Raw genomic sequence first — 15,775 nt, 5'->3', positions numbered from 1 at the left:
GATCGCGACAAGCAACGACTTCCGCTGCTTGCAAACCATTCCACCAAGATCAAGGAAACGTAACGATGGCACGAATCAACCCGATCAACCCCGCGGAAGCTACCGGCACGGCGAAAGAACTGCTCGGCGGCGTTCAGTCCAAGCTGGGCATGATCCCCAACATGATGTCGACGATGGCCCACGCACCGGCCGTCTTGGACGCCTACCTGAAGTTCAGCGGCGCCTTGGCCTCGGGAGATCTCTCGACCAAGCAGCGTGAACAGATCGCACTGGCGGTCGGTCAGGCCAATCGCTGCGACTACTGCCTGAGTGCCCACACGGCGATCGGAAAGATGGTCGGACTGTCGGCCGATCAGATCCGCGACGCCCGATTGGCGACTGCCGCCGACGCAAAGTCCGATGCGGTTTTGAAGCTCGCAACCCAGCTGGTCGAAGCACGCGGCCTGGTGTCCGACAATCAAGTCGCCGCGGCCCGGCGAGCCGGATTGACCGGTGGTGAGATCGCCGAAGTGGTCGCCAACACGGCGCTGAATCTGTTGACCAACTACTTCAATCATGTCGCCGAGACCGAGATCGATTTCCCGCCCGCCGAACCGCTGGAATCGTCGGCGACCTGCGGTTGCCACAGCGATAGCTGCAGCGTCGCTTGATTCTCTCCCCAGGTCGACCGCCCAATCCGATTCATTTTCATTCTCAAGGAATCCAACATGGCAAAGCCAACTGACATTCGGCCGCCGTTTACCCGTGAAACGGCGCTGAAGAAAGTCCGAGCCGCCGAGGACGCGTGGAACACGCGCGACCCCGAGCGTGTCTCCCTGGCCTACTCGCAGAACAGTCGCTGGCGAAATCGCGAAACGTTTGTTGAAGGACGCCCGCAGATCGTCGAGTTCCTGTCCGGAAAGTGGGACAAAGAACGTGAGTACCGCCTGGCCAAGCAATTGTGGTCATTCACCGACAACCGGATCGCGGTTCGGTTTCAGTACGAGTACCACGATGACGCGGGCAATTGGTTTCGCGCTTACGGCAACGAGAACTGGGAATTCGACGACGACGGATTGATGCGACGTCGCGAGGCGAGCATCAATGACTACGCGATCGACCCGTCGGAGCGGAAGTTCCACTGGCCACTCGGTCCCCGCCCCGCCGACCATCCCGGTCTGGAAGAACGTGTCAAATAGACAGTCTTCATTTTATCGCAATGTCGGCCGCCCACGGCGACGGCCGACGCGTCGTACAGCGGTAAGGGCGACATCTCAATCATCGCTGTAAATCAACTTGCGACGAGCGTTCAGGTCCCCTATGACTAGCCCACCGCCCCCCGGCAAGCCATCGCTTGCCGGGCGGACGCGGCCCGATGGTGGAGTGCCGAGTGCGGCACCTGCCGACGACACCAACGACTGCTTAGGACAACCTGATGACGCGTGTACTTCCGCTGATATGCCTTCTGATTGCTTCATTGTCACTCGATGCGAGAACGGCGAATGCCGGTTCACCGACGATACTCTCGGGCGAGTTTCAATTCTTTCATCATGCAGTGGACCCCAATGACGCCACGATCTGCCTGACCCCCGTACCGGGTCTTGCGTTTCACGATGTACCGGGTGACTTTCTCGGCCACGCCACCGGGATCGGGAATTTTTTCGGAACCGGAACGGCGGACACCTGCGCCTTTTTCCAACCGATCTTTGGAATCTACGCCCAATTCACTGGCTCGTTCGCGTGGCAGACGCAATCCGGGAGAACGATCCAGGGTGAATTCTTGGGGTTCGATTTGAATCCGTTGGTTTACAGTCCCGATGGACAGCCGATCGTGTTCGAGACTTCGATCCTGGTTGTTTTTCGAGATCAAAACGGTCGATTCATCGGGATGGGCTCCGCCACGGGATTGGATGATCCGTTCGCCGTACTCTCGGGAGACCCCACGACGGCAGGAGTCCAAGCCAGCATCAACGGTTTTCTGTTCTAGCCCGGTCCAACGGTTGACGCGGGAACCGGCCTCGGTGCCACGCACCGATCCGTCCAGGGGTTAGACCAACGATCCAACTTCAGTTCTGGAGATCCAACGGATCGCAACCGTGATGTCTCTCCCCACGCACCGCAATGCGCGGTGCATCTGCCTGCTGATTCTCCTGGGCGTCGTCGACGCCCAAGTCGGGCGAGCATCTGATCGCCCCGACGTGCTTTTCTTGGTCGTCGATGATCTGAGTCGTCGCGCCGGGGGTCACCCGGCCGGGCGGCCGCTGCGATCAACCGATCGACCTGACCGCCCTTTATCCGACGCTACTGGATCTCTGCGGGCTGCCCGCCGAACCGCGATGCGACGGGCATAGCATCGTTCCGTTGTTGCGAGATCCATCAGCGCGTTGGGACACACCTGCGCTGATGACGTATCAACGCGGAAACCATGCCGTCCGCAGCGACCGCTGGTGGTACATCCGTTACGCAGACGGCAGCGAGGAACTTTATGATCACGACGCCGATCCAAATGAGCGGACCAATCTCGCCGGCGACAACCGAATTGTCGACGTCACCGCATCGCATCGCAGATGGTTGCCCCCATCGTTTTGCCCCCATCGTTTTGCCCCCATCGTTTTGCCCCCATCGTTTTGCCCCCATCGTTTTGCCCCCATCGTTTTGCCCTATTCGAGAATCCCGCGCAAACGCGATGGGGATACGGTACCATCAGGGGAGTGGTGCAACGGCGAGCCAAAGCGACTGCAGGAATTCGCTGTGATGCGATGAAACAACGTGGAATTGGCAGCATGAACGTCAATACAGTTGTGCCCCGATTCGCGAAACGGAATGAGAGCTGTGAGGCTGGCTTTTTACTGCCATCGACCTTGCGACCCTGACCGATCGGGCGGCTGAGTTCGTTTTCACCTCAGGGGTGATCCAGAGACTCGGTTGCGCGGAGCGAAGACATGGTCACTACACGGCGCAGTTCTCGATCGCGACGTGGCGCTCGAACAAGGTATCGACGCTGCCAGCTTTACGAGCGGCTTGAAGATCGGCGGGTCCTCGCAACCATTGCTTGGGACGGAGGAGGCGACGGACGTTTCTGGCACGATCCGTCAAATTGGGTCGGCGATCAACTTCCCACCGCATCCGACGACGTCGTCATCGACGTTCCCACGGCAGTAGCGGAGATCGAATTTCGTGGTAGTGACCAGACCGTCGCCTCGGTCACCACTTCGGAATCCCTGTCCGTCGCTTCGGGTGTCCTGGAAGTCTCGGGCACGTTCAACACGGATCAATACCCGATCCAGCTGACCGGTGGCACGATACGAAACGCGACCATCCATTCATCTGGACCGACGAGCGCACCTGCGGTTGTGGCCGCTTCCGGCACGCTATCGGGCGTGACGATTGCCGCGGACGTTTCGCTGTCGGGGGTCGCGACCATCCGCGATGGACTGACGTTTTCCGGTGGTGACATTCGCTTCGTCGACGACTCGGTGGGTAAAACCTTGCGTCTAACCGACGAACAAACGTTGCAGGGAAACGGCACGATCTTTTTGCCCACGACAACCTCTTCCTCGTTGGTGGATATCACCGGCGTTTCAGGATCACTGCTGATCGGTCCGGGGATCACCATTGACGGTGCGGGAGCGATTCGAAACCGCAGTACCGGTTTCAGCGTCATCAACGAAGGAATCATTGCGGCCGCCGCGAATCGTTCGTTGACCGTCAGCTCCGGGTCGGTCAATCAAAACATCGTTCACCGCGGCGAGATCCGTGCAACCGACGCGATCCTCACGCTCGCCGACATTCGCAACGAGGGCACGGTAGATGTCGTTGGAGGCGAACTGCGACTGAACGGCAACTGGCGCAATGACGGACGAATCGACGCAAACGAGTCGACCGTTGTGTTTCGCAGCGCCAACGACATGCCGATCACCGTCGATACGATTGGCGATTTTCGTCGCACCGGCGGTACCGTGCAACTCAACGGTGTGCTGGACAACACCGGACGCCAACTGCAACTCGACTCCGGCACCGGTGACTGGCAACTGGCCAGCTCGGGACAAATTGTCGGCGGATCAATCAACACCGTCGACGGCGCCCAACTGATTCCGCTGGGAGGAACACTCGACGGCGTCAATCTTCAATCCGATCTGGTCGTCGGAAACTTTGGACTGACCATCAGAGGCGGCCTTGAGTTGAGCGACGTCACGATCCACGTCGGCGACGATAGCGTCCCGGTCAACGGAGCACTTCTGTTTCGTGGCACTCAGTCGGTCTCAGGAACCGGCCGGATCGTTTTCCCAAACTCACAAAGTGGATCCATTCAGTCCACCGAGGCCGGCGCGGAGCTGACTTTGGGAACCGGCATCACGGTCACAGGCGGAAGAGGATCGCTGATTTCGTCCAGCGGATCGATCGTCAATGAAGGTGTCATTGACATCACGACTTCATTGTCGCTGACCGCAACTGGAACGAACAGCCGGATCATCAACCGCGGGACGATTCGCGGCACCGGCGCAACGCTGACCACGACCAACCTGATCAACGAATCCGACGTCGAAACCGTGGGCGGCACGTTCAGTCTGTTCGGGCAATTCGACAACCAGGGGCAAATCAGTGCTACCGACACGACGCTGAACGTCGGCAGCCCCAACCAGACGTTCGCCGTCGAACAATTGGGCGTCGTGGACCGATCCGGCGGAGAGGTCAGGATCGTCGGCATCCTGGACAACCAAAATCGCCGGCTGGAATTGAACGCAACAACCGGGGACTGGGTCCTCGAAAACCGCGGTCAAATCCTCGGAGGCCGGATTGCGGCAATCGAGGGTGCACAGTTCATTCCCATCGGCGGAACGCTCAACGCAGTGACGCTGGAAACGGACCTCAACGTCGGCGCGTCTGGGATCACCATCGTGGGAGGCCTGGTCCTCGACAACGTGACCATGCGCGTCGGCCGTGATGGCGGCAATGGGATTCCGGCAAGCAATGGGAGCTTGCTGTTCAACGGCACCCAGACGATTGCAGGGACAGGACAGATTCTGTTCCCCGATAGCCAATCCGGAGCGATCTTGACAACCGGCGCGGGAACCGATTTGACTTTGCCCGCGGGCCTCCAGATTTCGGGTGGACGAGGCTCCATCTACAGTGCCAACGGATCGATCATCAATCAGACGACGATCACTGCGACCGCATCCCTGACGCTCGGTGTCAGCACCGGTGCGTTCATCAACCGCGGGACCATTCAAACCAACGGTGCGACCGTCACCACAACGAACCTGGCGAACGAAACGATCTTCGAAACCACTGGCGGCACGCTGTTCCTACGCGGTGATTTCAGCAATCCGGGACAAATCAATGTCAACGACACCGCGGTACGAATCGGAATCGTCAACCAGACCTTTCTGGTCAGTCAATTGGGAACCCTCAATCGCTCCGGCGGCACAGTCACGATCACCGGCACCCTGGACAACCGTGATTCGCGACTGGAACTCGACGCCACAACAGGCGACTGGGAACTCGGCAATCAGGGAAGGATTCTGGGAGGAGCGATTGATGCGATCGACGGCGCACAGTTCATCCCGGTTGGTGGCACTCTGGACGCCGTGACGTTGCAAACCGACGTGAATGTTGTCAGCAGCGGGATGACGGTGGTCAATGGATTGACCCTCCAAGACGTCACGATTCGGATCGGGCGTGATACCGGCGAGGGTCAGTTCGGCGTGAACGGAACACTGACGTTTACTGGCACCCAAACACTGACCGGAAACGGTCAGCTGCATTTTCCGACGGTCCAATCCGGAACCGTCCTCTTGTCGGGCAACGACGAAACGTTGACGATTGATTCGGGAATCCGGTTTTTAGGCGGCACCGGAACAGTAACCACCAATGGTTCCAATTCTGCGATCATCAACCGCGGCATATTCAGCGCCGATGTGGCGGGAAAGACATTGAACATCACCGCGACCGGTAACGGGGGACGGATCCTAAATCAAGGAATCATCCGATCCGCCGGAGGTGATCTCAGAGTGACGCGATTTACCAACGACGGCACGCTAAAACTGGTCCCGGGATCAAAGGTGACGGCCACCGACCAGACGGTGTTTGCATCCAACTCACTTTTAGATCTGGAGATCGGCGGTCGCACCTCTGACCAATTGCCCGAAATCTCGGTTGCCGGCGCGCTAGAACTTCGCGGCACATTGCAGACAACCGTTTCGCCGGGATTCGTCCCGGCCGGCGACGACGTGTTTGAGATTGCAAGCTATGACAGCCTTCAGGGCGAATTCGACTCGGTCGTCGGTCCGGTATTGCCAGGAAACCAATCCCTGTTCCCACTCGTTTCGCCGACACAACTACAGCTGATCGTCGGCGATATCGCCAATCAAGATCCACAGGCCGTTGACGATTCGTTCGATGTCGTCGAGGACACCGCCACAACAATCGATGCCGTTGCAAACGATTCCGATGCCGACGGCGATCCGCTGCAGTCGGCCATTGCAACCCAACCCAGCCACGGGCAGCTAGCCGTACAGGCCGATGGAACATTCCTGTACACACCCAACGCCGACTACACCGGATCCGATGCATTTACTTACCGCATCGTTGATGGTCGGGGCGGCCAGGACTTTGGTGTTGTTCATCTGGACGTGACCCCCGTCAACGACGCACCGACGGCTCATCTTGTCCGTCCGGTGCTGGAATTTGACGGAAGCGATGACATTGTGGTCGTCGACGACAACGATCAACTGCGTCCGGAGTTCCTGACGGTCGAGACCTGGTTCCGCAGTGCGTCGTCCAACACCTTCGACTCCCTGATGATGAAATCGACCAGCAGTCAATGGAACGATGGCTATGGCATCTTTATCCAAAATAGCCAGATCCACTTCTTCGTCAGTCAATACGTTTCCAATCGGGTCTCTGCTCCGCTGCCCGTGGACCGTTGGACGCACCTTGCCGGGACATACGACGGGACATCCCTGGCATTGTTTATCGATGGAACCGAAGTCGATCGCGTCAGCTATAGCGGTGGCATCAACCATTCGCTCGAACCGTTGCAAATCGGCCGCGGATCCGGATCGAGTGCCTACAGTTGGCATGGCGGAATCGCGGGTGTGCGGCTCTGGCAGACGGCGTTGGATCAAGGACAGATCGCGTCATCTCGCTTCCAACCGGTTCCCACCGAAACATCTGGATTGATCGCGAATTGGCCGATGGATGAGGGCAGCGGCATTCGAGTCGGTGACATTTCGGGAAACGAAGTTCACGGGCGTCTGGGACTGCAACCGCTTGCGGACTTGTCCGTCATCGACCGCCCGGTTTGGCAAGACGTCGTCGCCCCCATCCCTGATACCTTGCGGCTTCCTTCCGCTGTCGCCGGACCCGTGCAATTGTCCGGTAGCGACGTCGATGGCGACGCCCTTGAGGCGCGCATCGAGTCGATCCCGGCTCACGGTGTCTTGTACCAAACGACCGACGGAATCACGCCGACGACACCGATCTTCAGTGGCGGAACCGACGTCGGCGATTCCCAGGGCCGCGTCATTTATCTGCCAGATCAACCACTCGCCGCGATCCGCGACACCTTCGCCTTCTTGGTCAGTGATGGGAACGCCGAATCCGACGTGGCTGTCGCGTCACTGGGATTCGATTCCGCCAACACGGCACCGGTCGCGGTCGACGATTCCTTCACCACCGCCAACAACACGCCGATCGTATTCATTCCGATCGCCAATGACACCGATGCTGAAGATGATCCGCTTGTCGTTCTGGGATACCAAACCAACGTTTCTGGAACCTTGCAGAATCTCGGAGACGGCACGTTCAGCTATCTGCCGCCGACCGACTTTGTTGGCCAAGTCAGTTTTGAATACCTGGTCAGCGATCAGGTCAGCGGCGATTCCATCGGGACGGTCACCATTGACGTCGTCGCATTCGATCTGCCGAATCTGGCTGCCCACGATTTGACCGGCCAATCGGCCGTGCGGGGAGATCCCGCGACGGTCGACCTGACTTATTCGATTACCAATTCGGGAACCGCCGACATCACCGGCCAACAATGGATCGATCACGTATTCGTCAGTTTTGACGAATCCATTGGCAACAGTGATGACCGGCTCGTTGGCACGTTCAATCACAACACAACGATCACCGTTGGACAAACGACGACCGTCGATTTGACCGTGACGTTGCCTACCGCCCTCGATGGTACGGTTCGTCTGTATGTGATCACCGATGCCGGACGTCAGATCCCTGAATTCGGCGACGAAACCAACAACCGTTCAAATGTGCTGTCGGTCGATGTGACGCGGACCCACGCCGATCTGGTGGTCAGCGGTTTAACGATTTTGGATCAGAATGGAAATCCAGCGACGGAATTTTTCGGCGACTTGACGCAATCCGCGGCACCGCGTTTGACGGTTCGGTGGCTGGTGACCAACGAAGGAGAGGAATCAGCCGGTTCCGGATGGATTGATCGCGTGATCGCCTCGGACGACAACATCCTCGACAGCCAGGACAAGGTTCTTGGCGAATATCGACGTCCAGCCTCGGTAGCCTTGTTGCCACGGGACAGCGGGTTGTCGCCGGATCAATACCAGTACCAGCAGTCACTTGACATACGACCGATCGTCGACCGCGCGATCTTTGATGGGCGTGTCTATTTGTTCGTCGTGACCGACGCCGACGATTCGGTCTTTGAAGGACTTTCAGAATCGAACAACGTGGAAATTACCGATTCAACGATTGATCTGGTTCGCGGCGTGTATTCCGATCTGCAGGTAACGGAATTCACCACGCCGCAAAGCGTTCAAAGCGGGGTTCCATTCGATGTCTCTTGGCGCGTGACCAATGTGGGGCCGCCAGACGGCCATGCGGTCGCAGCGACGAGCGGCAATTTTTGGACCGACACGGTCTATTTGGTACGAGATCCCGATCCGGCGACATGGCGAAGTGCCAACAGTTTCGTCACTACCCTCGCAGGCGTGATCCACAGTGGCGGCTTGGCGGTGGGGCAGTCGTATGATTCACCGGTTTCGGCCCAGGTGACGCTTCCAGATGGCTTGGAAGGCACGTACTACGTTGCGTTCGAAGCGAACAGCGCTTCAAACCCGCAAACTCAACCCTATGAATTTGTATTTGGTCCGCGATCGGATCAGCGATTCCCCGACTTCAACAACAACGTCGAGTTTTCCGGCCCGATCGATGTCAGTTTGCGCCCGCTTCCCAATCTATTCACGCCCCCATCATCCATCATTGCCCCCGATCAGTCCGTCGACGCCGGCACTCTGATCGATGTGACCTGGACGGAAACCAACCTCGGAGCGGCGTTGCAACAAAACTGGACCACCGAAGTGTGGATCCGCGAGGTCGTCGCCCAAGGTCAAACGCCGGCGAGGATTCGTTTGGGCAGCGTCCAGCAGAACACCGACCTTGGAACCAACGAATCGGTTCTCCGCACGGAGCAATTCCGCCTTCCCGCGAACCGGTCCGGTGTCTTTCAAATCGAAATCGTCAGCGATGTGGGATTCGTCAACGGCAGAATCCTGGAGACGAATGAGAGCGACAACGGTTCGTTGGATCTCGACTCCCTGGAGATTCGCTTGCCCGCCCGGGCGGACTTGGTGGTGCTCGGCGACTCGATTTTGGTTCCTGCCAGCGTTCCGGCCGGCGGCGAAATCGACGTCAGCTTTGTGGTGCGGAATCAGGGTCTGATTGCGACGGGGAACCAACGTTGGTTTGACGAGGTCTACTTGTCACTGGATACCGCCATTGGGGCCGGCGATATCTTGCTGTACCGCGGCGAAAATGCCAACGCCTTGCCGGCACTCGATCCGAACAATCCAGACCTCAGTGAGTACCGCGTTTCGGTCACGGGAATTCAAATTCCGATCTCGCGAGGCGGTGACCAATACCTTTTGGTCAAAACCGATGCCGATGATGTGGTCAACGAATTCCCGGGCGAAGGCAACAACGTTTCCTTCAAATCGTTTTTCGCTGAACCCGTTCCCCCTGCGGATCTGGTGACCAGTCACGTCGTGGCGCCGCAATTTGCATTCGAGGGCGGCGAGATCGAGGTCCGCTACCGAGTCACCAATCGCGGTGTTTCGACAACCAGCACCGACACGTGGGACGACAGCATTTGGTTGACCACGGACAAGAACCGGCCCAACTTCAAGAACGACTATTTGCTTCAGCGGTTCAGTCATGTTGGGGTCTTGGAATCCAACGGGTTCTACGAACGGGTTGTTCGCGTCCGGCTGCCAACCGGAATCCCGTCGCAACAGTACTTCATCACACCGTGGGCGAATTGGACCGGACGTCTCGATCTGGTTGAACAAACACGCAGCCAACACGTCAATCCGGATGATCCGACCGAGAAAAACAACAACAACTACAAAGCTCGCGCGATCGATGTCGCCGGCGTCCCACTGTTCCACGACCTGAGTGTCACATCGGTTACCGTCACCGATACAGACGGGAACCCGATCAACCAGGTGGTCGGCGGTCAGACGATCAACGTCACATGGCAGGTCAGTAACGTCGGCACAGGACCGACTCCGACACAATCTCCTGGTTGGGCGGATCAAATTGTACTGATCGACTCCGCTGATTTTGATTCACCATCGTCAAATCGACAGCAAATCGCTTCGGTATTCCATGTCGGTGTGTTGCCACCCGGCGAAAGCTACACCCAAACGCGCAGCGTGACCCTTTCTCCCAACGCCGAAGCGAGTCATGTCTTTGTTCAAACACAGAATCTGCGTCCAGATCCCAATCGGATCAACGACCGACTGAACGATCCCACGCTGATCACACCGCTTGCCCCCGCGGACTTGCGAGTCACCGATGTTCAAGTCAGCGCCCTTGCCGCCGACGGTGTGATTCGGAGCGGTCAGCCGGTTCGTGTGCAGTGGACGGTGACCAATTTTGGGAACGATACATGGGACGGAACTGATTTCTGGAACGATTCGGTCTACTTTTCCGGTGTGGATCCGTTCGACGCCGCTTTCTCTAGTTTCCAAGGCAGTGTCGCACATCCCGGCGCCAGCGTGGTTGCCGCAGGTGAATCGTATACGGCTGAATTGATCGTCCAGCTTCCACCGGGCATTCCGCTGGACCAAACGGCATTCAACTATTTCTTTCACGTCCGCACCAGCGCGACGCCCTTGCTGGTCGAAAGCTGGGAAAACAATTATCAAACGGTCGCCTACCAGGCCCCGGAAGATTACGGCAACGACTGGGGGTCGACCGAGCGAGCCGTCCAGTACGCCGAGCCAGACTTGGTCATCACCAACGCGACATTGCAAGGAATCTCCACTCCCTCGGTGGGCGAGGCGGTGGTTCCGCGTGGCGGCAATCTGGACATCGGATACGAAGTCACCAATCAAGGGTCACGCGCGGTCCGCCAGAACGGTTGGCAAGACGCCATCTTCTTGTCCACCGATGCGACCCTGGAACCAACCGATCTTTCTCTCGGGACATTGAACCAACTGCGATCGCTGCCGCCGGGTTCATCGTACAACGACGGACTATCGGTGCCGTTGCCGATCGATCTGTTCGGCCAGTTCTTTGTCCTGATTTACACCGATTCGGACATCCGATTCGGTCGAGTCGGCAGAGACCAAGTGCCCGAATTCTTGGACGAAGACAACAACCTGATCACGATCCCGTTGACGATTTCCAACGTCGATGCGCCCGACCTTCAGGTACAGAACATCGACGCGCCCGCCCAAGTCACGCAGGCCCAGCCGCTGGAATTCAGCTACCAAATCGTCAACGAAGGCGCCGACATGAGCCAGCGTCAACGATCTTGGACTGACTCGTTTTATCTTTCCCGCGATGTCTTTCTTGATACGTCCAAAGATCGCTATCTCGGTTCCGTCAACCACCTTGCCGCGCTGCCCAACGGCGAATCGATCGATGTCGTTTGTTCGGCGGACTTATCGGGGGCATCCGATTGCCCGCCGATCGTGGTTCCCAAAGACTTATTGGGAGCCTACTACTTAATCATCGAGACCGACGCCGGTAGTTCGTCCGATCCGGGCGGCCGCGTGTTCGAATTGGATAAAGAGAACAATAATGTCACGGTCAGCTCGCAACCGATCATCATCAACCGGCCCGATCCGGCCGATCTAGTCGTCGACGCCGATTCCATCTCAACGACCGCCGGGACGTTGGTCGCCGGAGATCAAGTGACGATCGCGTTTTCTGTGACGAACGCTCTAAATGCCAACTCGATCACGGGTCGATGGGCCGATGCAGTCTACCTGTCCAGCGATGGCGTTTGGGACATCAACGACGTGCGGCTGGGACACGTCAATCAGACGACTCGCATCCCGCAATCCGCTCAACACGATCCCCTGGATCCCGGTGAATCCTACACGGCGATGTTGACCGCGACGCTTCCTCCGGTCCGTGCCGGCAATTACCGTCTGTTGGTCCGAACTGATATCTTTGACGAAATCCTGGAGGGCACCGGCGAAGGGAACAACCAAACCGTCTCGCCCACGACGTTTCGCGTCGAAACGAAAACGTTGACCTTGGGCGTGCCGCTGGAAACGACGCTCGCCAACGAAGACGTACTGCTGTACGAACTCAACGTTCCGCGTGATCAGACCGTCCGCTTGACGCTGGAAAGCGACGCGGTCGACGCCCTGAATAACGTGCTGGTTCGCTATGACGATGTGCCAAAACCGGGAACCGCAGGCTTCGGCCCGATCGGACCGATCGCCGCCAATGCCACGGTGTTGATCCCGGACACACAACCAGGCCGCTACTACGTCCTGGTACGAAACTCATCCGCTGCGCCCCATTCGCCCCAGAACATCCGCCTGCTGGCCGAATCTCTGCCGCTTTCGATTACCGAGATTGAAACCGATCGCGGAGGCGATGGCCGATTCGTCACACTCAGTGTTCGAGGGACGCAATTCGATCCCGACGCAACGATCAAATTGGTACGCCCACAATTTGGCGAGGTTGAAGCAGAACGCTATGAAGTGATCGATAGCACGCACGTCCGCGCCGTCTTTGATCTGACCGGCCAACCACGCGGACTGTACGACGTTCAGGTGACTAATCCCGATGGGGCAACCGCCCAGTTGCCCTATCGTTTTCTGATCCAACGTGTCATCCAGCCAGAAGCGATCGTCGGCGTCGACGGTCCCAGGGTGTTGCGTCCCGGAACGACCGGTTTTTACAGCGTCAGTGTTGAAAACGCAGGCAACGTCGACGCACCCTACACGGTCTTCCAATTCGGCGTGCCCGAACTGGGAACGAATTCCGGCGTCTTCGGATTGGACTATGTCACCTTCAGCAGCAATCTGCGCGGATCCCCTCCGATCGCCGATCAAGACTCGTTCCTCGCCCAGCCGGCCGTCCCCTGGGCCCGTCTACGCAGCGAAGTCAACACCGACGGTCACCAACTCGCGTCCGGATCGATTCTGGACCTTGCGGCAAGGGACTTTTCGGCGTTTAACTTCTCCGCATCGACCTACCCGGGGTTGCTTCCGTTAATCGACCCCGAAGCTGCATTTGCCGCCCTGCGTGATGAACTTTATGCCCGCTTTCCACAGCTGGAAGGGCAGCTGGAAAACGGTCCCGACGACTTGGACAACATCATTCCGGGTTTGACTGAAACCTGGAAATCGGTCCACGAACGGAACCAAAAGATCGAGTTCGACCCTTGTGACATCATCGCTTTCTCGTTTCACGCGGTTGCTTCGGCGACGCCGATGACTGCGGAGGAGTTTGTCGCCTATCAGTCCGCGAGCGCGGAAACACTTCGACAGGCGATCCTGAACGATCCGGGCGCCGACGGGACCTTGTCGTCGCTGGCAAGCGATGCCCAAGCTTGGGAAACGTTGTTCCTGCAGGCACTTTCCATTAGCGGTGTCCTACGTCCCGAAGACACACCGCCGCCGCCTCGCCAGAATCCGATTGTGCTCAGTCACCTGGCAACACTCAGCAGCGGAATCCTGCTGGGACCGGCCGGGCGAGAGATCGTCGCCGATGGCCAGCTGGTGAACTTCTTCGACAACGTCCGTATCTGGTACGGACACGACGAATCAATGCGTGGTCCCGCCGCGCTGCCGGAATTTGAATCGTTCGATTTGGACCTGACCTATCCGACAGCAACCACCGGATTCAACGTCTATGTCCCGTACGGCCAATGCACGCTGTTGCCCGAGCTGGGCAACAACCAAACCCCGATCAACTTTGATCGATTCTTTGACGCCGACGCAGGTGACACCCAGGCAACCATCGTCGGCCCGATCGGCGCAGGCGCGGAACAATTTGTCCCCTCCGATGCGGATCTGCCGTACACGATCCGATTCGAAAACGCGCCCGATAACAATCTCACCGCATCGGAGATTCGGGTGGTCAGTCAATTGGATCCCAATTTGGACCCCCGAACGTTTCAACTCGGTGATCTTCAATTCGGCGAGATCATGATTTCCGTCCCGGCGGGAACGGCCAGTTTTCAACAAGACTTTGACTTTGTAGCCAGCCGCGGATTTGTGCTCCGAGTCGCCGCCGGGATCGATCAAAGCCAATCCACGGCGAACTGGTTGCTGCAGGCGATCGATCCACTGACGGGCGAATTGCTTTCCGATTCCGGCAACGGAATCTTGCCGCCGCAAAACCTTCAAGACGCCGGGTCGGGATTTGTCAGCTACAGTGTGCGACCGAAATCCGGCAGCACAACCGGATTACAAATCCAAGCCTTCGCGCGGGTGCTGCTCGATGTCGCGGCCCCCCAAGACACGCCGACAGTACGCAATACGCTCGATGCCGTCGCACCACAATCGCAGTTGTCGCTCTCTGCCGTTGGCGCCAGTTCAGGCAACTACCAACTGAACTGGACGACGGCGGACGAAGACGGCGGAAGCGGTGTCGCCAGGACAACGTTGTATGTCGCCGTCGACGGTGGCGATTTTCGAATCATCACCCGCAACGATTTACAATCCCCGAACGCCGAAGTCGACAAGATACTTGGCCAGCCCCAAGGCAACGTGATCTTCGATGGATTACCCGATGCCAACTACGAATTCCTGGCCATCGGACGCGATGCCGCGGGAAACCTTGAACGTCCGGGGTATCTAGCCGGAAGTGGGGCCAACTACGTCGCCATTCCAAATCCCGCGGCAGCAACGGGATCTCGCCAATTGCCTTCCGACGGGGTTGAAGCGCACTTTGATTTACCACGCGTCAGCCGACAAACCGAACAGGATTTGCCTCAATCCCAGCCGACCAGCTCAGATCCGATACATCCGCTGATGATCGAGGCGTTGGCCCAGCACCCATCCAGAATCTCCGCTTCCCATCCGCCAGAATACCAGTCCGTTCTGCGCCCGTTCACCGCCGAGCGTTTTGCGACAGGCATACCGTCCAGTGCCGCCGACATCGCCCCACTGGCGATCGTCGAAATCGCCCCTGACGAGTTTTTGATCAGCGGAGGCGCGGGACGCAACGAGTTGTACCGGGCCGGTTCGTTGGGCAAGACCGCCGAGATCGTTGCGTCCTTTGATCATCCGATTTTTGACCTTGCCCTGGATCCGCAGGGTCGGGTGTGGGCGGCAACCGGTGGCGGTCCATTGCTACAAATTGACCCGACAACGGGCGAGGTCTTGCAGCAAATCGGCGATGGCATCACGCAATCGATTGCGATCGATCCGAATTCTGGACTCATTTACGCATCGACAGCCGGGGGAATCGAAATCTTTGATCCGTCCAGCGGCCGATTCCGATTGCACAGCGAACTGCGGGTGGGCAACTTGGCATTCTCACCCCAAGGCATTCTTTGGGCGGTCAG

4 protein-coding genes and 1 pseudogene (1 of these 5 cut by a window edge) are annotated in these 15,775 nt (G+C 58.2%); all 5 read left to right on the top strand.

Annotation, left to right across the window (positions count from 1 at the left end):
• Window positions 1-65: 65 nt before the first annotated feature.
• Window positions 66-650 (top strand): carboxymuconolactone decarboxylase family protein, encoded by a 585-nt coding sequence (locus tag Mal15_RS14455; RefSeq protein ID WP_147868423.1) that lies wholly within the window; start codon window positions 66-68, stop codon window positions 648-650.
• Between the two features lie 57 nt (window positions 651-707).
• Entirely contained in the window at window positions 708-1,178 is a 471-nt protein-coding gene (locus Mal15_RS14450; protein ID WP_147868422.1) for a nuclear transport factor 2 family protein, read from the top strand.
• A gap of 236 nt (window positions 1,179-1,414) precedes the next feature.
• Entirely contained in the window at window positions 1,415-1,966 is a 552-nt protein-coding gene (locus tag Mal15_RS14445; protein WP_147868421.1) for a hypothetical protein, read from the top strand.
• Between the two features lie 260 nt (window positions 1,967-2,226).
• Window positions 2,227-2,742, top strand: a pseudogene (locus Mal15_RS14440) (sulfatase/phosphatase domain-containing protein); the annotation flags it as partial.
• Between the two features lie 179 nt (window positions 2,743-2,921).
• Window positions 2,922-15,775: the beginning of an Ig-like domain-containing protein gene (locus tag Mal15_RS14435; RefSeq protein WP_147868419.1), read on the top strand. 19,774 nt of this gene lie beyond the right edge of the window; only the first 12,854 of its 32,628 coding nucleotides appear in the window; it begins with the start codon at window positions 2,922-2,924; its stop codon lies beyond the right edge, outside the window.

Source organism: Stieleria maiorica (assembly GCF_008035925.1).
GTDB lineage: Bacteria > Planctomycetota > Planctomycetia > Pirellulales > Pirellulaceae > Stieleria > Stieleria maiorica.
The sequence above is the reverse complement of the archived record's forward strand: the minus strand, read 5'-3'. Positions and strand labels throughout refer to the sequence as shown.